This window comes from Desulfobacter hydrogenophilus (assembly GCF_004319545.1).
GTDB classification, from domain to species: Bacteria; Desulfobacterota; Desulfobacteria; order Desulfobacterales; family Desulfobacteraceae; genus Desulfobacter; species Desulfobacter hydrogenophilus.
Map to the genome: position 1 here is coordinate 3969940 of NZ_CP036313.1, position 19237 is coordinate 3989176.

A 19237-nucleotide genomic window follows, 5' to 3' on the forward strand; every position below is an offset into this window, starting at 1 on the left:
CGTAACGTAATTTATTTAAAGGAGATATGTTATGAATGAAGGAATAAAATGCCCAGTTACCGGTAAAACCGCGGGAGACTTGAAAAATAAAGGAATGTCCAATCGCGACTGGTGGCCCAATCAGTTAAATTTGAAAATACTTCACCAGCATGATCGGAAAAGCAATCCCATGGGCGATTCGTTTAATTACAAGGAAGCGTTTAAAAAACTTGATCTTTCAGCCGTGAAAAAGGACCTGTTTGATTTAATGCGTGATTCCCAGTCGTGGTGGCCTGCAGATTACGGTCATTACGGCCCGTTATTCATCCGGATGGCCTGGCACAGTGCCGGCACCTATCGTACTATGGACGGCCGGGGTGGGGCCGGCACCGGCAACCAGCGACTTGCCCCGTTGAACTCCTGGCCGGATAACGTAAATCTTGATAAGGCCCGAAGGCTTTTGTGGCCCGTTAAAAAGAAATATGGCAATAACATTTCCTGGGCCGATCTCATGGTGCTGGCCGGGACCTGCGCCATTGAATCCATGGGGCTTAAACCCTTTGGATTTGCTGGCGGCCGAGAAGACGTGTGGGAGCCCGAGGAGGATATCTACTGGGGATCAGAAGAGGAGTGGCTGGCTACCAGCGATAAGCCCCAAAGCCGATATTCTGGCGAACGTGATCTTGAAAATCCTTTGGCTGCCGTGCAGATGGGCTTAATCTATGTAAATCCCGAAGGACCGGACGGCAATCCGGATCCGGTGGCATCCGGTATTGATGTGCGGGAAACCTTTGCCCGGATGGCCATGAACGACGAAGAGACCGTGGCCCTGGTGGCCGGGTGCCACACATTCGGCAAATGCCATGGCGCCGGTGATGCGGCTTTGGTGGGACCGGAACCCGAGGCGGCCCCGCTTGAAGATATGGGGCTGGGATGGAAAAGCAGCCACGGCAGCGGCAAGGGCGGCGACACCATCGGCAGCGGTATTGAAGGTGCCTGGAAGTCCAATCCCATCCAATGGGACATGGGATATTTCAAAGTGCTGTTTAAATACGAGTGGGAACTGGTCAAAAGTCCAGCCGGTGCCAATCAGTGGCTGGCAAAGAATGTCGAAGATGAAGATATGGTGGTCGATGCCCATGATCCATTAAAAAAGCATCGCCCCATGATGACCACCGCTGATTTTTCTCTGCGGTTCGATCCGATTTACGAATCCATTTCACGACATTTTTTGGCGAACCCGGATGCATTTGCCGATGCATTTGCCCGGGCGTGGTTCAAGCTCATCCATCGCGACATGGGACCCAAGGTCCGGTATCTTGGTCCTGATGTACCCCAAGCGGATTTGATCTGGCAGGATCCCGTGCCCCTGGCGATGCATGCACTTGTTGAAGAAAGTGATATTGCCGAACTCAAACGAAATATTTTGGCCACGGGGCTGACTGTTTCCCAGCTGGTATATACGGCCTGGGCGTCTGCGTCAACATTTCGCGGTTCGGACAAGCGGGGCGGGGCCAACGGGGCACGCATCCGTTTAGCTCCCCAGAATGGGTGGGCGGTCAATGAGCCCGATCAGCTTACGGCTGTACTAAATGCTCTTGAAGGGGTTCAGTAGGCGTTTAACACCAGCCAAACCGATGGAAAAAAAATATCCCTGGCCGATCTGATTGTGCTGGGAGGGTGTGCCGGTGTTGAAAAGGCAGCGGCTGATGCCGGATTTGACGTGATCGTGCCGTTTTCTCCAGGGCGCACGGATGCATCAGCAGAGCAGACCGATATTGATTCCTTTGACGTACTCGAACCCATAGCCGATGGTTTTCGCAACTATCTTAAAAAAAGATATACGGTTCCGGCAGAGGAGCTGCTGGTGGATAAAGCTCAATTGTTGACATTGACCGCTCCGGAGATGACTGTGCTCATCGGAGGCTTACGCGCCCTGGATGCCAATTTCAAACAAGTGCAGCACGGCGTTTTGACCCAGCGCCCAGGTGTTTTGACCAATGACTTTTTTGTCAATCTATTGGATATGGGAACGGTCTGGAAACCCAGCCCTGATGAAGATACGGTATTTGAAGGCCGTGACCGGACAACCGCTGGGCTCAAATGGACCGGCACCCGTGTGGATCTTGCATTTGGTTCAAACTCCCAGCTGCGGGCGCTTTGTGAAGTGTATGCCGGCGAGGATGCCAAGGAAAAATTTGTAACTGATTTTATTGCGGCCTGGGATAAGGTTATAAATCTTGACCGGTTTGATCTTGCTTGACGCCGGCAGGCAATTTTAGAACGGTGAAGACTTTCTCCTTTTTTTTCCTTTCTAATATTAATCCGTCAAAAAAGGCGGTGTTTCAAGCTGAATGGGAACATCGCCTTAATTATTTTGCTATCTACATTCTCTATTTTTCTTTACAAGTTCTATATACAGAAACAAAAAGGTTGACAAAAATCTAATAATCATCGTAGGACGTTTGTCAATCAGGTTTTGTTGTCTATTTGTACTATACTCTTAAAAGGGAGAAAAGGATGAAAAAGATTATTGTAGTTTTGGCAGCACTTGTTTTAATGGCGGGTTCGGCCTATGCCGCAGAGTGGAATTTTTATGGACAAGCTCGTCTAAGTACCTTTTGGTCAGAAACTGACGAAATCTCCGGCCCTGACGGCGATGTACAATACAGTGAAGGACTTCATAGCATTTCCCGTATTGGTGCAACGGTTAAAGTATCTGACGAATTGATCGGACGTTTTGAATATGGAACCGGTGTTAATCTTCGTTTGCTTTATGGTGAATGGGACTTTGGTGCCGGTAAATTAAAAGTGGGCCAGGACTACACGCCTCTGAACTGGATCATTTCAACCCAGGCTTATTATGATGTTAATCTTTTACAAGTGGGTGGTGTCTATTCCCACCGCCACCCTCAGATTGGTCTGACTTTTGGTGATTTTAAGGTTGCTTTTCGTTCACTTGAAAACAGTGGACGGACAAAAACTACTTTTGTCAACAACAATGACGACGCCTTTGACGGGGATATTCAGCTTGTTATTCCCGTCATTGAAGCTACTTATGAGCTTGATTTTGACATGGTTACCCTGATCTTCGGCGCCGGCTACAGCACCTTTGAGGTTACTGATAACGCTAATGGTATCTACGAAGAGGATGTTGATTCCTATGTTCTTGCTTTGGGCGGCCAGTTTGACATGGCTGGTTTCTATATGAAAGGTGATGTTTATTATGGCCAGAATGCCGGTAACTTAATCTGGATTTCTGTTGTTGACAATGGTACGTCCCCGGATGACGGTTTCGCACAAATTGAGGGAGGGGAACTGCTTGATAACGAATGTCTTGGCTTTTCGCTGATTGCTGGTTATAGAATTAATGACACCTTTACTGTTGAAGCAGGTTATGGTTATACACAGACCGAACTTGATCACAGCGATGATAATGAATCCGCTACATACTATATTAATACCACCATCACTCTGGCGCCCGGCGTATTCATTACTCCTGAAATTGGTCTCTTTGACGGCAAAGATAGCGGAGACATGGAAAAACTTTACTATGGCCTCAAATGGCAGATCAACTTCTAATGATGTGGTGATTTAGTCAGATACAACGAAATCTGAGGGGTTTCAGGCTTTGGCAGTTTCGGTAAGCAAGCGGGAAACCATCTTTTTTTATGGAAAGAGAAGAAGCGTCATCTTTAAAGTATCAAGGTTGCGACGGCTGTTGGCTGCAACAAAACCTTGTTAACCATAGAAGATGGCGCTTTCTTATTGACGACCTGTTCCGGGTTGTCATCAAACAGCGCTGTTGCCGATAAAGTTTTAGGCCGGTTGCACGTTCTTTTGTCTTGACACAGGCAGCTACAGATTTATATGCTTTAAATTAGGGAAGTAAATTTCAGTCAACTGATGTTTAATCAAGGAGTATTTATATGGAGATTCAAAAATTTCTTGAACTCAAAGATGCCTTTGAACTGGAGAAATATGTTAAAAACATGGATTTTGATAAAAAAAACTGCTGCTCATTTTATGGATCACCTAAAAAACATCCATATGGAAAAGAACGTGTTATTCTGGTGGCAGATCCATTTGGTGAGCACACCTTTTACTATGATTTTAAACTAAAAGACATTCTGTCAATAGAAGAGCAGCCTCACATTACAAATCCGGCCGGAGGTTCGATCTCCATGGTCCGACTCTGGGTGAAAAACGGCAGCATCGGACTGCAGTGTACCCCGTTTGCCGTGGGACAAAAAATTTGAGCTGGTTCAAGACCTTTGACCTTATCTAATATACCAAAATACTGCCATTGACATTTGTTATAAAGAACTGCAGGATATAAGAAAACCTTTACAAAAAGGATTTTCTTATCATGAATTTATCCATTCCCAATACCATGAAAGCCCTGGCCAAAAGAAGGACTCTGGTTGCAAGAGATACCGGTTCCCGGTATCAGTCACAACGAAGTGCTTATTAAAATTTTAAAGACAGCCATTTGCGGCACGGGTGTGCATATTTACAACTGGGATCAATGGTCCCAAAAAAACATTCCCGTGCCCGTTGGCCACGAATTTGTGGGGAAAGTTGTTGCTGTGGGTTCCCATGTAAACGATTGCAGGCCCGGCGATCTGGTTTCCGGGGAAGGCCATATTATTTGCGGTCATTGCAAAACATGCAGGTGCCAGAAATATTGTGGTCACGGATATTAACCCTTTTCGTCTGGGCTTTGCCCAGACAGTTGGGGCACCCGTGCCGTTAATCCGGAAAACGAAAGCCTGGCCACGGTACAAAAGGAACTTGACATGAAAGAGGGCTTTGATGTGGCTATGGAAATGTCTGGAAGCTCTGCAGCCCTTGACGCCATAATAAATAACATGTTTCATGGCGGAAAAATCGCGCTTATAGGCATTTTGCCTGAACAAATCCCCATGGACTGGAACAAAGTTGTCTTTAACATGCTTACCATCAAGGGGATATATGGACGGCAGATGTTTGAAACCTGGTATAAAATGACTGCCATGGTTCAAAGCGGTCTTGATATTTCCCCTCTGATTACCCACAGGTTCCATTACACTGAATTCCAAAAAAGGATTTGATGTTATGCGGTTGGGATATTCAGGAAAAGCTATGGCAGCAAATGACGGTTGGAATCTTGAAAAGCCCCATCAATAATGACGTCCTACCTCGAACTTGAAACTGATAAAGTATGTGTTTTCCTTAAAGTTCACTCCAATATGTTCATTTTTAGCCTATCGACCTAAAATTTCAGGGAAAAATAGTTTGAAACCCCTTCCATATCCATGATAAAGTATGCGTAATTCGTTCACAATTACACATACTTTATCACGGAGGGGGAATGGATGAATATGACGTTCGGAAAAAGTTTAGGCAAGACAAAATTATGGCAATTGAAAAGCTGGCGCAATTACTCCAATGCTCTGCGATAACAGTGAGAAGAAGATTAAAAAAGTGGAAAACATTCACAAGCATAAATCAAAACGGTCGCTACTACACATTGCCCGAAATTCCTGAATTTGACGATAATGGATTATGGAAATATCAATTTGCTCTATTTTCCAAGCACGGCAATTTAAAACAAACAATTATTGAATTGGTAAAAAGATCTGAAGCTGGGCTCAGTGCCGCTGATATTTCGAGCATTATTGAGATCCCTTCAAGTAGTTCCTATTTTTCACAAATCAAGCAATCCGACGAAATCAAACGAGAAAAACATCAGGGCCGGTTTGTTTATTTTTCAGCGGCACCCAACAAATATCAACTACAAAAAAGGGGTGCAGAACGACACAAGACCGATGGTTGGCCCACTGATACCCAGGCAGTTAAAATTTTAGTACACATAATAAAAAACCCAGGTATTGAAGTTGACCGGCTTGCCATTGAATCTGCTCTTCCGGGTGAGCGCTTTGACCCAGTTGTTGTTAAACAATTTTTGCAATTCCATGACCTTTTAAAAAAAACTTCGGATACAGAGCCATAAAATGTCTCACAGGGTATATCGACAAAATCACTGAAGGGATTTGTCCGCAGAATCTATTTCCGGAGGAGCCAACTATTTCCTTTTATCCGCAGGAGGTAGGCCAACGGGATTTGAAAGTGCTCAAAACCAGGAAGAAAAACGTTGTGACTTTGGATATCGGGGCATTTTGTGCAAAGGAAACAGTTTTGGTCAATCCAATTGATAACACGGTCCATCAAAGTCAACAGCTTCGTTCTTTGACCCCATATCGGTGCACGTATGGGTATGATGTGTTGGTTTTTGTCGGATATGGACTTTTTGTTCACTGTCTATCAGAACAGCAAATCATTGCACTGCTGTCAGATAGAAATATAACCATTTCTCAACGAGAGATTGGTTTCCTTGGTAAGAAATTTATTGCTTATCTGGCCATAGCCCATCAGCAGGCACAGCAACGATTAAATCAACTGATGTCACACAAAGGCGGCTATATTCTGCATATAGATGGCACTTGCGAAGGCGGCAGTCCTCATCTTTTTACCGGTATGGACGGCATTGCTCAAATAGTATTGGATAATATCAAATTGCCCTCGGAAAAAGCAGAATCCATCATCCCCTTTTTAGAAAGAATAAAAAAGCAATACGGCAACCCGGTTGCTCTGGTCCATGATATGGGTAAAGGCATTTTATCGGCAGTAGAGGTTGTGTTCAAAGGTATTCCGGATTTCATCTGCCATTTCCATTTTTTAAGAGATATTGGAAAAGATTTATATGAAGCAGAATACGCTAAGATTAGAATCCGTTTAACAAAGCATAAAATCAGAACAGTGCTTCGGGCAAAAGCAAAGGCGCTGGACTCTCTCATGGGAAACGATACTCAACTTGGGACAGGGCTATTAGAGTGTATTGCTGAAAATCAGCCGAACACAATACCCGCAGAAAAACTGGCGATTGTGTCGTCATATGTCATGATCCATTGGGCTCTTGACACAACTGGCCAACTTGAGGGTTATGGTTTCCCATTTGATTGCCCGCACTTTATTTTTTACCAGCGGCTAAAAGTCCTGTATAAAATGGTGGACACCTCTGGCTACAATCAATTCGATAAACATTTCTTCAATCTTTGGAAGCCTCTCAATAAAATCATCAATGACCAACAGTTGAGAAGCGCCGCTAAGCAAATTGAAAAAAAGATGGAAACCTTCAAACAACTCCGAACCGCCTTATCCATAACCGTTTCTGAAAATAAGAAAGGACTTAATGATGACGGCGATAATAATACCAATATAAAACGTATTGCTCAGAAAGTGAAAAGATTCAGGGCGCAAATAATGGCAGACCCGAAATTATCTCAAACAGACTCATATAAAAAAATGATCAAACAGATCGACACTTACTGGGAGAAACTTTTTGCCGATCCAATTACAATCGAAACATCCAATGGTCAGCAGGTTCACATCCAACCTCAACGCACAAACAATATTTTGGAACGATTTTTCCGGGAACTTAAACGTAGAAACCGGAAAAGAAGTGGAACAATATCATTAAATAAAAGGCTCAAAACCATGCTCACAGACACGCCGTTAATCAAGAATCTTGATAAAGCAGAATATATGGAAGCCATCCTTGATGGGAATGCTACTTTGGAGGAACGATTCGAAAAAATTGACTACAACATGGTTCTTGAAAAATTAAACGACGAACAAAAAACGTATGGAAAAATTAGCCCTGAAATGAAAAAAATAATTCAGCGGCCTGATTTGCCGAAAAAATTGGCATCCTTATTCGCTACTTAAGAGCAAGATCAATACCAACCGTCATTTGCTATCATAGAGGAAAAGTGATACTGGATTGGGATTAAGGACCGCAGATTAAATAACTTGAATGAAATAGCTTGCCTTTTGGCCCATCTACGTCGTTGCATCAAAGGTCCAATAGACCTGGTGTCAAAATTCATGTCAGGTAAACCGGTAGTTAGACGAAAAGTTATCCAAATGCAAAACCGCAGATGGGTAACTTTTCGCCCAAAAACTAATTTATCAAAGTGCTTGGGGGCTGGGGTTGATCAGAACCGGACGCTTTGGAAAGACACCCGATGGCGTCTTTGCTTGATTCCTTTATTCTGAACATCAGTTGGTCGGCCAGCTTGAGCAGCGCTCTTGCTTCTGTTGCATCGTCAGGGTAGGCTGCGATGCCGAAGCTTGCGCTCAGTTTTACGTTACACCCTTCACCGCTCAGGTACAGTGTCTGTTTCATCCGGGAACGAATGCTTTCAGTTGTTTTTATTGCCTGGTCCTTATTGAATTCCGGCAATACGATAACAAATTCATCTCCACCATATGCCACGCCGTAGCATGGTTTTGAAATTGATTCCATGATGGTTTCGGCAATTTCTCGAAGAGCCCGGTTGCCGTTTAGATGCCCGTAAGTATCCACAACATGTTTAAAATTATCAATATCCATAAAGAGCAGAGCAAAGGATTTGTTTTCAACTTTACTGCGTTCAATCAGCTGGTACAGCTCATCGTACAGATAACGCGTGTTATAAAGGCCTGTTAAATCGTCATGAATCGTTAGATGTTCCAATCTTGCATTGATTTTTTTCATTTCCTTTCGCGAATGGCTCAGCTCAAGCTGTGTCTTCACGCGCACCAGCAATTCGGTCACATTAAACGGTTTGCCGATGTAATCCACCACACCAGCCTGAAATCCTTCCACAATACTCTTCCCATCGGTCTTGGCCGTCAAGAAGATGATGGGAATATCCTGGGTTTCGGTCTGACTTTTAAGCTGACGGCAGACTTCAAAACCATCCATTCCCGGCATCACGATGTCCAGAAGGATCAGATCAGGAGGCTCCTTAACAATGTGCGCCAAAGCGGATTTACCGTCCATGGCTGTGCTTACGTTGTACTGAATTCCTATAACTGTAACGAGAATATCGATATTTTCCTGGACATCATCTACCACCATTACCGTAAAATTTTTATCGTTATTCACAGGAAATTACCTTTCGGTTTAGAATAGAAATAAATTGGAGGTCATTAGTAGAATCAAATAGAACCCCCCTGCTTTGTCAAGTAAATAGATGAAATAGCACCAATTCTCAATGAATTATTCAGCCGGCAACAAATTTTACGTTAGGTGCCGCAAAAGGTTCGGGTTACCCGTTCTTCATCGGCAGGACCTTGGGCGTAATTGATGAAATCCGGTTGTGCCGTAAAAGGATTTTCATAAAGCGTTGTCAGCAGGTGTACCTGACTGAAATCATCTCTGGCTTCCGCATTCTCAATCGCCTTGTGAATCCGGTGATTTCTGGGAATGAAAAGGGGATTGACCCGGTTCATTTTTTCCTGAATAACTTCAGGATTATTTTCTTTAACCAGCCGCAGCTGCCATGATTTAAGCCAGGCTGCAACCGCATCCGGCGCGTTGAAAAGTTCTCGAAATTGCGGCGTCATATTTGAACCTTGCCTGATATGATCTGCCAGATAACGAAACGTCAGGGTAAAATCGGTTTTCTGGTTCTGCATGATGGCAAGCAGTTCCCCAAGAAGGGAAGAATCCTGGTCATCATGATTTTCTATCCCGATTTTTTTAAGCATGCCAACGTGTTGGGCGTGAAGGAATTCCTGTTCAAACTCAGCCAGGGTGGCATCAATCACATCCATTGCCTCTTCATCTGTTTTTCCTATCAGCGCTTGTAAACAAACACCCAGACAGTTCAGGTTCCACCTCATGATGGCGCTTTGATTGGCATAACGGTATCGTCCCATGGTATCAATGGAACTGAATACCATGTTGGGGTCATAATAATCCATAAAGGCACAGGGACCATAATCAATGGTCTCACCTGAAATTGAGGTGTTATCCGTATTCATGACGCCGTGAATAAATCCAAGCTGCATCCATTTGGCAACAAGTCGAGCCTGCCGTGTGGCAACCGAAGAAAAAAATTGTCTGTATCGGTCTTCTTTTCCCAAAATTTCAGGATAATGGCGGGCAAGCACGTAGTCGGCAAGCATCCGTATAGCCGCTTCATCGCCCCGTGCGGCAAAATACTCAAAACTGCCTACCCGGACTAAACCCGATGCAACTCGTGTCATGATACCCCCCGGATGGATTCCATCCTGACGTGGAATTTTTTCTCCTGTGGATACGATGGCCAAGGCCCTGGTGGTGGGCACCCCTAACGCATGCATGGCCTCACTGACAATGTACTCACGAATCACCGGCCCCAGGGGGGATTTGCCGTCTCCACCCCGTGAGAATCGGGTCCGTCCGGAACCTTTGAGTTGAATATTCAAGCGTCTGCCGTCCGGGGTAACTTTTTCTCCGAGCAGAATGGCCCGGCCATCCCCAAGCTGGGGAACAAAGTTGCCGAATTGATGCCCGGCATAGGCCATGGCAATGGGAGTGGAATCTGCAAAAAGCAGATTGCCTGCCAGGCAATCTGCCAGTTCCGGCGTCTCTTGGGTAAAATTAAACCCCAACTCCTGGCCCAGTTTTCGGTTATATTTTTGCAAAACAGGGGCATGGACGGGTTCAGGCAGACTTGGGTCATAGAATTTTTCTTCAAGAGCTGCAAAACTGTTTTTAAATCCGGCTTTAAGGGTTGACACAGCGGTTGTCTTTTCCATATATTCCCTCCTGTGTTGCCTTTCATGAAGATTGTTCATTCAATATCCAACTATAAATAATGATATGCATGAATACAAAGAAGTCATCATTTGTGTCCGTTTCTTTTACACTTTGACAATTTTTCTTTTCGGCTTTGATATTAAAAAAAAATGTTTGCAGCCGCCATGAATTTTCTTCAATAATTTCCGGTGTTATACCTTTCGTCTTTTCTTCTGGCATTTTATTTGCTGTTCTAAAATCTAAAAACTGATAAATTGAAAAAAACTGGCAGGACTGATAAGGCAGGCCCTGTTTCCTGCCGATATTTGAATTTAAATAATGAGAATAAAGGGTTCTTTCATGGCGAATAGTCTTTACATTACGACGACTGAAACCCGAAGCGGAAAATCCCTCATCGTTCTTGGCATCATGCAGCTTTTGCTCAAAGACATCCGAATCGTAGGGTTTTTCAGACCCATTATTAACCCGAGTAAAAAAGACACCAGGGATCATGATATTGATTTGGTGCTTTCCAATTTTAACATGGGGCTGGAGTATGAGGAAACCTATGCCTATACCTTGGAAGAGGCCAAACAGATGGTTAATTCCGGCCGTCAGGCAGAGATGATGAAAACTATTTTGAACAAGTATAAAGCCCTTGAGGAAAAAAGCCGTTTTGTTCTGTGCGAGGGCACTGATTTCACAGCCGGTTCCGAGGCTTTTGAATTTGATATCAATGCCGGAATTATAGCAGATATAGGATGTCCGGCTCTGGTGGTCTCCTATGGATATGAAAAGAATGTCGAACAGGTGATAACCTCGTGTCAACTGGCTTTGGAAAGCTTATACCACAAAGGGGTGGATGTGCTGGCCATAATGGTTAACCGGGTGCCACCCGATTCTTTGCATAGTCTTAAAATTGCTTTGAATACGGCAATTGACCGCCCTGAAGTTCTGATTTATACCATCCCTGAAACCCAGGCTTTAAGGCGTCCTTCGTTTAGAGATTTGATTCCGGCCATGGATGCCCAAGTGTTGTACGGCAGACAGGGGCTTGAAAATCAGATTTCAGGATGTGTGATTGCGTCCATGCTGGTCCCCAATTTTCTAACCCATATTAAAAAAGACGACCTGGTGGTTACTTCCGGGGACCGGTCCAGCATTGTGATCACCTGCATTGCTTCCCGGCTTTCCATGGCCTACCCCGATATTGCAGGCATCCTGGTTACCGGCGGCATTCCCATTCCAGATTCCATCATTCGGCTTATTCGAGGATGGAAGGAACTGCCTGTGCCCATTCTGCTGACTCGGATGGATACCCATACGGCAGTCATGGCTATTGACCAAATTCACGGCAGGATTTCCCCGGACGATCCCCAACGCATTGCCCTGGCTCTAGGAATTTTTGAGGCAAATGTGGATGCCGCTTCTTTCAGGCAACGACTGGCAGCCAGAAAGTCGGTGCGCATCACACCCCAGATGTTTGAATACAGCCTTATTGAAAAAGCAAAAAAGAACCGCCGGCATATTGTACTGCCCGAAGGCGGCAGCGATAGGATTCTTAAAGCCGCTGATATTCTTTTGCGGCGCTCATTTTGTGATATCACCATTTTAGGCAAATGTGAAGCGGTTGAGCGCAGGATCAAGGAGCTAGGGCTGAATTTGTCCCAGGCCCGGTTTATCCAGCCCGATGCCGCCCCCTGGCTGGACGATTATGCCCAGACCTATTTTGAATTGCGTCAACACAAGGGTGTGACTCTGGACATGGCCAGGGATACCATGACGGATCCTTCTTATTTCGGCACCATGATGGTGCATAAAGGACATGCCGACGGCATGGTATCAGGTTCTGTGAACACCACGGCCCACACCATTCTTCCGGCTTTTCAGATCATCAAAACGCTGCCCGGCTCTTCCATTGTGTCATCTGTTTTTCTCATGTGCCTGAAAGACAGGGTCCTGGTGTTTGGAGACTGTGCCGTTAACCCCAACCCCACAGCTTCCCAGCTGGCCGAGATAGCGGTGACTTCAGCCGGCACCGCTTCCATTTTTGGCATTGAACCCCGGGTGGCCATGCTCTCCTATTCCACTGGATCTTCAGGAACCGGCGCAGATGTGGACAAGGTGATCCAGGCCACTGCCATGGTACGGGAAAAGGCTCCGGATCTTCTCATAGAAGGCCCTATTCAATATGATGCCGCCATTGACCCGGGCGTGGCCATGACCAAGCTGCCAAACTCCCAGGTGGCCGGACGGGCTACCGTATTTATTTTCCCGGATCTGAACACCGGGAACAATACTTACAAGGCTGTCCAGCGGGCCTCGGAAAAAACTGTGGTCATCGGTCCCGTACTCCAGGGAATGAAACGGCCCGTTAATGATTTAAGCCGGGGGTGTACAGTAGCGGATATTGTGAATACCGTGGCTATCACAGCCATTCAGGCCCAGGCAGGAAAATCTCAAATTTAAGGTCCCTTTAAGAAAAATGTATTATGAATATTGCCGGACTGCTGCGCATGTGATATTCCCCTGGGATTCAAACTAACTGATTTCCATGGAGGAAATGTAAATATGGAAGAATGTCCCTGCGGAAGCAACCTTGCCTATGCCGAATGCTGCGAACCCATCATTACCGGAACACAGCCTGCCCGAACCGCACAAGAACTTATGCGGGCCCGTTATACCGCCTATACAATAGCTGACACGGACTTTATTTTTAACACCACCCATCCGGATCATCGGGATGGGTACGACCATGTCGGCACAAAGACATGGGCGCAAAATTCCGAATGGCTGGGTCTTGAAATTGTTGCAACAGAAGCCGGCTGTTCCGAAGACCAGGAAGGTACGGTTGAATTCATCGCCACCTACAAGACAGACGGTATTGTTCAAAAACACCATGAGCTTGGCCGTTTTTCAAAGGAGGACGATGCCTGGCTGTTTACCACCGGTGATATGGTGAAGCCCAAACCCGCTGTTTCCACCAAGGTGGGCCGCAATGAACCTTGTCCCTGCGGCAGTGGGCGAAAGTATAAAAAATGCTGCGGTAAATAAAACTAAATGACCGCAGGAACCGCCTTGTTTAAAGGAAGGTTCCTGCGGTCATTTGATGATTTAAAACTTAAAAGGTAATTATGTTGTATCCTTTTTCGATGAACGCGCCCATGGAAGGATGGTTAGCCATATCCCCAACCAGGGGGATACCTTCCTTTTCAATGGGACCAAGGGCATCAAGTTTGGTTGCACAGGCTTTGCAGGCGCCGTAAATAAGGCCGGCGTCTTTGGCTTTTTGGTAAAGTGCGTTTAAAAAATGCCCGGATTCGGACATGGGTCCCACAAGTTTGACAGCTTCTCCTTCAAGAACAATAAGTCCTTCCTGGTCTCGCTGTTTTAGGTCAAGGGCATTGAGAAGTACGTGGATAAAGCATAAAGGGTCTCCCCGGAATGCGAATAATACGGTTTTTTCCATAATAATACTCCTGATTTAGGATTTTAATATAGTACCCATCCGGAAACAGTCTTTTTGCCCAACTTTCATCTGCTTTGAACTTCAACAAAAATTCTTATTTCTCTGGACAGACACCAATCTAAATTTATTTACGCTTTGATTATGTTGTGCACCGCAAAGGGTTTCGTCAAGCCATTATATTTTTTTGTCCACAGCCGGACAAAATCCGGTCTAAACCGGAACAACCATCTTTGAATAATTAAAGAGAATCCGTGATTTTTTCCACCATTACTCTTTTTTGTTTTCCCAGAAATTACGGCTTTCCTGGAGAAGGTCATTGATATCGTCATCATCCATATCCTCGCCGGTTTCCCTATCCCCATTTTCCAAACCAATATCTGTCGGTTCATCAACGCTTAAATCTTCCACATCATCCTCTTTGGGTAACTCATCAATCAATTCATTGCTATCCTCTGCTTCAATGATATCTGGGTCGTCCAGATCAAATGCAGATTCATCTTTAAGGTCTTCAACTTCCAGTCCGGACTCGGTATTCGGGATATCATCTGACAAATTTTCCGGTTCCAGATCCACCGGCTGGGTTTCTCCGGGCGCCTTATCCGCTATATCATCATAATCGGGAAGGTTAATGGACAGATTCTCATCCAGGTTTGATTTTGACGCGTCATCATTTTCAGCCTGCAGATTTTGTTTGGGTGCCGTACTTTCACTATCTTCAAGCAGATTTCCGTCCCGATCAAAAAGCAGGCTGCCATTCAGATTGATTTCATAATCAAGCCTGAATGCCACGTTATTGTCATGCACAACAATCCGGCCGCCTTTGGGCAACAGCGCGCTCGCGGTAAGGCGTTCCTTGAGCAGATCCTTAACTGCATCAAGGTCCAGATCTCTTTGAACAGATGCAATGAGGTCTTGTTCTCCGTTCAGTATAACTTGGGGATCTGTAATTCTCATGCATAACTCCTTAGTTTATCGATTGAATGCAATGTTTGCAAAATTGGGTTCAATGAAACGTTCAAGGTCAATGATTTTGCCGATTTCCATGACATCATGCATATATTTTTGAATTTTATCAAGATCTGCCGCTTCCGGATAGAGTCCGTCCCAACGGATGGCCATGGGTTGGGAAAATACATTTTGAAGCACCTGGGGATTCAGGCCCATTTTACCTTCAGGGTCCAGGAAATTTACCGCAATGTTCGCGGCCCGGGCCTTGTCGTTTTCAATATACTCGCCGGTATCCACCAGCAGGGATACAAACTCCTGAACAGCTTCAGGATGTTTTTGGATAAAGTCCTTTTGCATGGCCACAATACAGCAGGGATGATTTTCCCAACGCGTGGCTGAATAAAATTCCAGATTGCCGATTTCCCCCTTGATGGCTTTGGTGGCAACCGGTTCTGCAACCATGAATCCACCCACATCCTCATTTTCTTTCATAATGCCGGGCATTTTGATGGGGGGAACCACCTCAAAGCGCACATTTATCGCTTTTTTCCCGGGCACACCGGGTTTGAGCCCCAATTCTTTTAAAAATTGATGTGCAAGCATGTGGTGGACCGACATTTTATGGGGAATATCCACAACCTTATATTTGTAAAAGCTTTGCAAAGAGTCAAACCTGTGATCATAATGCCGGGAGCGTACAAATGTGGACCCGTTTTTGTGGGCATACAGAACCAGCTGAATGGGGGAGTCATAGGCAAACAGATCCATGGCAATGGGTGCCAGAACGAAGGCACAGTCGATTTCTCCGCTTTCAAGGCCTTCCTGTATGGGATTCCATCCACCCATCAGGCTGGTAGAAAGGTCAAAGTGCTGGGGTTCCACATCCCCTTGGTTAATCCGGTGTTTCAGGGCGCCTAAAGCAAGATGGTCGGTGATCTGAATATGGGCGACGTTGAGTTCAACGCGACCTCCGATGATGGCTCTCTCTTTGGTTACCCGCTGTTTTTTTATGCCTCCGGAGAAAGCCGCTTCAATGGCCTTTTTTATTTCGTCCTCGTTAAACGGCTTCGGGCAATGGGCATTACCTCCAGCATCCTGGATGATTTTCTGCTGGCCCATGTCAGCCTGGGCCGTGGCCATGATGAAAGGAAGGTCCTTAAATTCCTCGGAGGCCCTTAATTCTTTGAGAAACCCAAGGCCATCCAGCGTGGGCATGTTCCAGTCGGATATGACAAGATCAGGTTTTTCAGCTTTGACCTTTTCAAGGCCGTCGGCACCGTTCACCGCCATAATAAGGTTTGAAAATCCGGCTTTCCCCAGGATTTGTTTGAACATTATCCGCATGGTGCCTGAATCATCTGCCACAACAATTTTAATATTCGGGTCTACCGCCATAAAATGCTCCTTATGTCCTGTAAAGATGTTGTCTATAAAAATTTAAAATAAAATCTATTAAGCATCGTCAGCCCATGCCCAGCTGAACCTATGCTGCAATTTTTGACAAACTCTGTCGAGTATAAATCCCAGTATGCCGATGGCAATGATTACAGCCATAAGTTTATCGTATTCCATGGTATCCCTGGCATCGTTAATCAGATACCCCAACCCTGATGATACCCCTAAAAATTCAGCCGGGACCAAAACTATCCATGCAATCCCCAGTGCCAGCCTGATGCTGGTCATCATATGGGGGATGGAATATGGAATAACAATCGTTTGAATGAGTTGGACGTTATCGGCACCTTGGTTCAAAGCCATTTTTATCCACTGGGGGTTAATGTCCATGACACCAATGGCTGTGTTCAGTATTATAGGACAAATTGTCGCCATTACAATCAAAAAATGAACAGCGGATTCAAAGCTTGTAAATAAAAGCAGTGCAAGGGGCATCCAGGACAGGGGACTGATCATTCGTACGAATTGAATCGGCGAATATGTGAGCTTGCGAAGACGTGTAAAGAAACCGATCAGTACACCCAATGGCAGCCCGATAACTGCTGATATGGCGATGCCTAGAACGATTCTACGCAGACTTGCAAAAACTGACACCCAGAATTTGGGATGCTGAAAGGCGTCTGCCAGAGCCGCAAGGGTTGGGCCGGGTAGAAATCCCTTAAAATGGTAGAATTCGGGGCGGGTAAAGACGAACTGCGTAACCGCGGCCCAGGCAAAAGCAAACAAAACAAGCCCGGCCAGTTCGTATTTCCAACCCGACCATACCCGGGTAAAAAAAGAGGATAACTCAACTTCTACGGCTCTGTCCTGGGAATTTTTTTTAATTGATTTCAACGATTTCTTCCCTGGTAAATACATTTTCCATATCACACTGGCAAAATTTTTTTATCCCACCCATGTCGTCCAAAGCCTTTCTGACAAAACGGTCATCCACAAGCTGTGAAACAGCTGTGTTGGTATCAAGGGTCGTCAGAAAATCTGTGTTGCCCTCAACCTTAGTTTTTTTCATCTGTTCCAGAATAAACCGGGTGGCGGATGGAAAAGGAAAAGGCTGAAAACCGATTCTTTCTACATTCCACTGGGGGTGTATCAGTTCTTTTTCGGGAATGGCACCAAAAACCTTGTAAAGAACTGATTCATTTACCGGCAAAAATCCTTCGCCGTCTCTGCTGAGCAGGTGGGCGGTTTCCTTAGGATTCTGAAGACACCACACCTGGGCTCTTACAATGGCGTTTATCGCCTTTTGAACGACTATTGGGCTGTCTTGGATCAGATGATCATTGGTTACGATAACACAACAAGGATGATTTTTCCAAATATCTCCTGAATATCGCATGATTTTTGCCGAAAATTTTTCCTGGGCCAGGGCGTTGAAGGGGTCTGCCACGATAAATGTGTCTATTTTTTTTCCCAAAAGCGCCTGGGGCATATCCGGGGGCGGCAAGATAAACAAGTTCACCTCGTGGGGGGCAAGCTTTGAGCCCGGCGGGCGAATTACCGGTTTAAGCCCCTGGACCTGAAGGCCCAACTGCATGACCAGGTTATGCATGGAGTACCATGAGGGCACGGCCACCTGTTTACCTGAGAGATCTGCGAATCGGTCGATGCCGGAATCCGCTCTGACAGTGACCGCGCTGCCGTTGGTATGATCCCAGGCCAACACTTTAATAGGTATATTCTGCTTGAATCGCATCCACACGGGGATGGGGAAAAGCATGTGAACCAAGTCAAATTTGCCCGTTAAAAAAGATTCGGAAAGTATATTCCAGGAACGCACCATGACCGGGCGTTCCACATGAAGTCCTTCATGGGAAAAATAGCCCAGACTGTATGCAACAAGCAAGGGTGTCGCATCCGTAATGGGCAGATAACCTATTCTTAACGGTCTTTTTTTTGCTGCTGCCAGACACGGAAATACCATGGGGGTACAGGCGGCTGCACTTGCTGTCCGTATTGCTGTTTTTATAAAATTTCGCCGTGAAATGCCGTCGGGGCTTGCCGATTTTACGTGGTTAAATTTCATCTGCCAGTCTCCGTTTGACTGAATATGCGATTTTAAATCGATTGAGAATATCGGTTCTCAGCGCTTTAATTCCAGGGTCATGCTGGTTTCTGGGGTAGGGCAGATCAATATCAAAAATATCGGAGATGCCGGCAGGGGAACCTGCCAGGACCACAATTTTATTTCCAAGACGTATGGCTTCGTCAATATCATGGGTGACAAACACCGCGGTAAAGCTTTCCGACATCCACAGGTTGACCAGTTCCTCCTGGATATGAGCCTGGGTAAAGGTGTCCAAGGAGGCAAAGGGTTCGTCAAGCAGTAGGACCTGGGGATGTCCCACCAAAGCCCTGGCCAGGCAGACCCGCTGGGCCATCCCTAGTGATAATTGGCTGGGTTTCGCGTCCGCCGCACCTGTCAGCCCCATAATTTCTATAAATTGGTTTACCCGGTATTCCAGGTCCTGGGTGTCTTTTCTGATTTTACAGCCATAGGCCACATTCTCCTTAACGCTGAGCCAGGGGATCAGTGCCGGCTGCTGGAACAGTATGGAACGTGACGGGTGGATGCCGGCAATGGGGCTGCCGTCCACCAGGATCCGGCCGCAGGTCGGATTCTCAAGCCCAGCCAGCATGTTCAGCAAAGTGGTCTTCCCACAACCCGATTCACCTAAGATAATTACAAAATCTCCTGGATTGATGGAAAAGGAGATATCCTTAATAACCTGTCGCTGTGTTTTTCCCGGCCCGTCGTAGGATTTACAGATTTTTTCAATATCTATTTTCAAGTT

General features: G+C 45.7%; 19 protein-coding genes. 10 read left to right on the forward strand and 9 right to left on the reverse strand.

Annotation, left to right across the window (positions count from 1 at the left end; genetic code table 11):
* The first annotated feature begins 31 nt into the window (after positions 1-31).
* The 8 genes from katG (at position 32) to EYB58_RS17655 (ending at position 7749) form a co-directional block, all read left to right on the forward strand.
* Positions 32-1594, forward strand: a complete 1563-nt coding sequence (katG, locus tag EYB58_RS17630; protein WP_341273368.1) for a catalase/peroxidase HPI — start codon at positions 32-34, stop codon at positions 1592-1594.
* Between the two features lie 33 nt (positions 1595-1627).
* Positions 1628-2242, forward strand: coding sequence for a peroxidase family protein (locus EYB58_RS25020; RefSeq protein ID WP_341273397.1), 615 nt, complete (start codon positions 1628-1630; stop codon positions 2240-2242).
* A gap of 257 nt (positions 2243-2499) precedes the next feature.
* Positions 2500-3561, forward strand: a complete 1062-nt coding sequence (locus EYB58_RS17635) for a hypothetical protein (RefSeq protein WP_111960697.1) — start codon at positions 2500-2502, stop codon at positions 3559-3561.
* A 347-nt stretch (positions 3562-3908) separates the two neighbouring features.
* Positions 3909-4238: an inorganic pyrophosphatase Ppa gene (locus EYB58_RS17640; RefSeq protein WP_111960695.1), complete on the forward strand. Its 330-nt coding sequence runs from the start codon at positions 3909-3911 to the stop codon at positions 4236-4238.
* 165 nt (positions 4239-4403) lie between these two features.
* On the forward strand, positions 4404-4685 hold the full coding sequence (locus EYB58_RS25025; RefSeq protein ID WP_278186252.1) for an alcohol dehydrogenase catalytic domain-containing protein: 282 nt from the start codon (positions 4404-4406) through the stop codon (positions 4683-4685).
* Positions 4686-4778: 93 nt separating this feature from the next.
* Positions 4779-5072: a zinc-binding dehydrogenase gene (locus EYB58_RS25030; protein ID WP_242637415.1), complete on the forward strand. Its 294-nt coding sequence runs from the start codon at positions 4779-4781 to the stop codon at positions 5070-5072.
* Positions 5073-5332: 260 nt separating this feature from the next.
* Positions 5333-5974 (forward strand): hypothetical protein, encoded by a 642-nt coding sequence (locus tag EYB58_RS17650; protein ID WP_111960815.1) that lies wholly within the window; start codon positions 5333-5335, stop codon positions 5972-5974.
* Positions 5975-6084: 110 nt separating this feature from the next.
* Positions 6085-7749: a transposase gene (locus EYB58_RS17655; protein WP_111960817.1), complete on the forward strand. Its 1665-nt coding sequence runs from the start codon at positions 6085-6087 to the stop codon at positions 7747-7749.
* A 235-nt stretch (positions 7750-7984) separates the two neighbouring features.
* Here the strand turns inward: EYB58_RS17655 and EYB58_RS17660 are convergent, their stop codons facing one another.
* The 3 genes from EYB58_RS17660 to EYB58_RS17670 all read right to left on the reverse strand — a co-directional run bounded on the left by EYB58_RS17660 (position 7985) and on the right by EYB58_RS17670 (position 10813).
* Positions 7985-8953: a diguanylate cyclase gene (locus EYB58_RS17660; RefSeq protein ID WP_111959703.1), complete on the reverse strand. Its 969-nt coding sequence runs from the start codon at positions 8951-8953 to the stop codon at positions 7985-7987.
* A gap of 140 nt (positions 8954-9093) precedes the next feature.
* A complete protein-coding gene (locus tag EYB58_RS17665; protein ID WP_111959701.1) occupies positions 9094-10593 on the reverse strand; it encodes a protein adenylyltransferase SelO in 1500 nt (499 codons plus the stop codon).
* 22 nt (positions 10594-10615) lie between these two features.
* On the reverse strand, positions 10616-10813 hold the full coding sequence (locus tag EYB58_RS17670) for a hypothetical protein (protein ID WP_111959699.1): 198 nt from the start codon (positions 10811-10813) through the stop codon (positions 10616-10618).
* 120 nt (positions 10814-10933) lie between these two features.
* Between EYB58_RS17670 and pta the strand changes: the two genes are divergently transcribed.
* Positions 10934-13042 (forward strand): phosphate acetyltransferase, encoded by a 2109-nt coding sequence (gene pta / locus EYB58_RS17675; protein ID WP_111959697.1) that lies wholly within the window; start codon positions 10934-10936, stop codon positions 13040-13042.
* Positions 13043-13144: 102 nt separating this feature from the next.
* Positions 13145-13627, forward strand: a complete 483-nt coding sequence (locus EYB58_RS17680) for a YchJ family protein (protein ID WP_111959695.1) — start codon at positions 13145-13147, stop codon at positions 13625-13627.
* A 67-nt stretch (positions 13628-13694) separates the two neighbouring features.
* On the opposite strand, the gene EYB58_RS17685 is transcribed toward EYB58_RS17680, so the two are convergent.
* The 6 genes from EYB58_RS17685 to EYB58_RS17710 all read right to left on the reverse strand — a co-directional run bounded on the left by EYB58_RS17685 (position 13695) and on the right by EYB58_RS17710 (position 19234).
* Positions 13695-14042 (reverse strand): cytoplasmic protein, encoded by a 348-nt coding sequence (locus EYB58_RS17685; RefSeq protein WP_111959693.1) that lies wholly within the window; start codon positions 14040-14042, stop codon positions 13695-13697.
* Between the two features lie 267 nt (positions 14043-14309).
* Positions 14310-14996, reverse strand: a complete 687-nt coding sequence (locus tag EYB58_RS17690; RefSeq protein WP_111959691.1) for a hypothetical protein — start codon at positions 14994-14996, stop codon at positions 14310-14312.
* A 15-nt stretch (positions 14997-15011) separates the two neighbouring features.
* Positions 15012-16385, reverse strand: coding sequence for an ABC transporter substrate-binding protein (locus tag EYB58_RS17695; RefSeq protein WP_111959690.1), 1374 nt, complete (start codon positions 16383-16385; stop codon positions 15012-15014).
* A gap of 57 nt (positions 16386-16442) precedes the next feature.
* Positions 16443-17279, reverse strand: a complete 837-nt coding sequence (locus EYB58_RS17700) for an ABC transporter permease (protein ID WP_111959689.1) — start codon at positions 17277-17279, stop codon at positions 16443-16445.
* A complete protein-coding gene (locus EYB58_RS17705; protein ID WP_111959687.1) occupies positions 17266-18468 on the reverse strand; it encodes an ABC transporter substrate-binding protein in 1203 nt (400 codons plus the stop codon). Before EYB58_RS17705 ends, EYB58_RS17700 begins: the two co-directional genes overlap by 14 nt.
* Positions 18458-19234: an ABC transporter ATP-binding protein gene (locus EYB58_RS17710; protein ID WP_111959685.1), complete on the reverse strand. Its 777-nt coding sequence runs from the start codon at positions 19232-19234 to the stop codon at positions 18458-18460. Before EYB58_RS17710 ends, EYB58_RS17705 begins: the two co-directional genes overlap by 11 nt.
* Between the last annotated feature and the right edge of the window lie 3 nt (positions 19235-19237).

What these genes read in the sequence shown, in the direction of transcription:
- EYB58_RS17665 (WP_111959701.1), bottom strand. Translation starts at nt 10,593, where the DNA reads ATGGAAAAGACAACCGCTGTGTCAACCCTTAAAGCCGGATTTAAAAAC.
- EYB58_RS17685 (WP_111959693.1), bottom strand. Translation starts at nt 14,042, where the DNA reads ATGGAAAAAACCGTATTATTCGCATTCCGGGGAGACCCTTTATGCTTT.
- EYB58_RS17650 (WP_111960815.1), top strand. Translation starts at nt 5,333, where the DNA reads ATGGATGAATATGACGTTCGGAAAAAGTTTAGGCAAGACAAAATTATG.
- EYB58_RS17670 (WP_111959699.1), bottom strand. Translation starts at nt 10,813, where the DNA reads ATGCCAGAAGAAAAGACGAAAGGTATAACACCGGAAATTATTGAAGAA.
- EYB58_RS17680 (WP_111959695.1), top strand. Translation starts at nt 13,145, where the DNA reads ATGGAAGAATGTCCCTGCGGAAGCAACCTTGCCTATGCCGAATGCTGC.
- pta (WP_111959697.1), top strand. Translation starts at nt 10,934, where the DNA reads ATGGCGAATAGTCTTTACATTACGACGACTGAAACCCGAAGCGGAAAA.
- EYB58_RS17690 (WP_111959691.1), bottom strand. Translation starts at nt 14,996, where the DNA reads ATGAGAATTACAGATCCCCAAGTTATACTGAACGGAGAACAAGACCTC.
- katG (WP_341273368.1), top strand. Translation starts at nt 32, where the DNA reads ATGAATGAAGGAATAAAATGCCCAGTTACCGGTAAAACCGCGGGAGAC.
- EYB58_RS17635 (WP_111960697.1), top strand. Translation starts at nt 2,500, where the DNA reads ATGAAAAAGATTATTGTAGTTTTGGCAGCACTTGTTTTAATGGCGGGT.
- EYB58_RS17640 (WP_111960695.1), top strand. Translation starts at nt 3,909, where the DNA reads ATGGAGATTCAAAAATTTCTTGAACTCAAAGATGCCTTTGAACTGGAG.
- EYB58_RS17695 (WP_111959690.1), bottom strand. Translation starts at nt 16,385, where the DNA reads ATGGCGGTAGACCCGAATATTAAAATTGTTGTGGCAGATGATTCAGGC.
- EYB58_RS25030 (WP_242637415.1), top strand. Translation starts at nt 4,779, where the DNA reads ATGAAAGAGGGCTTTGATGTGGCTATGGAAATGTCTGGAAGCTCTGCA.
- EYB58_RS17705 (WP_111959687.1), bottom strand. Translation starts at nt 18,468, where the DNA reads ATGAAATTTAACCACGTAAAATCGGCAAGCCCCGACGGCATTTCACGG.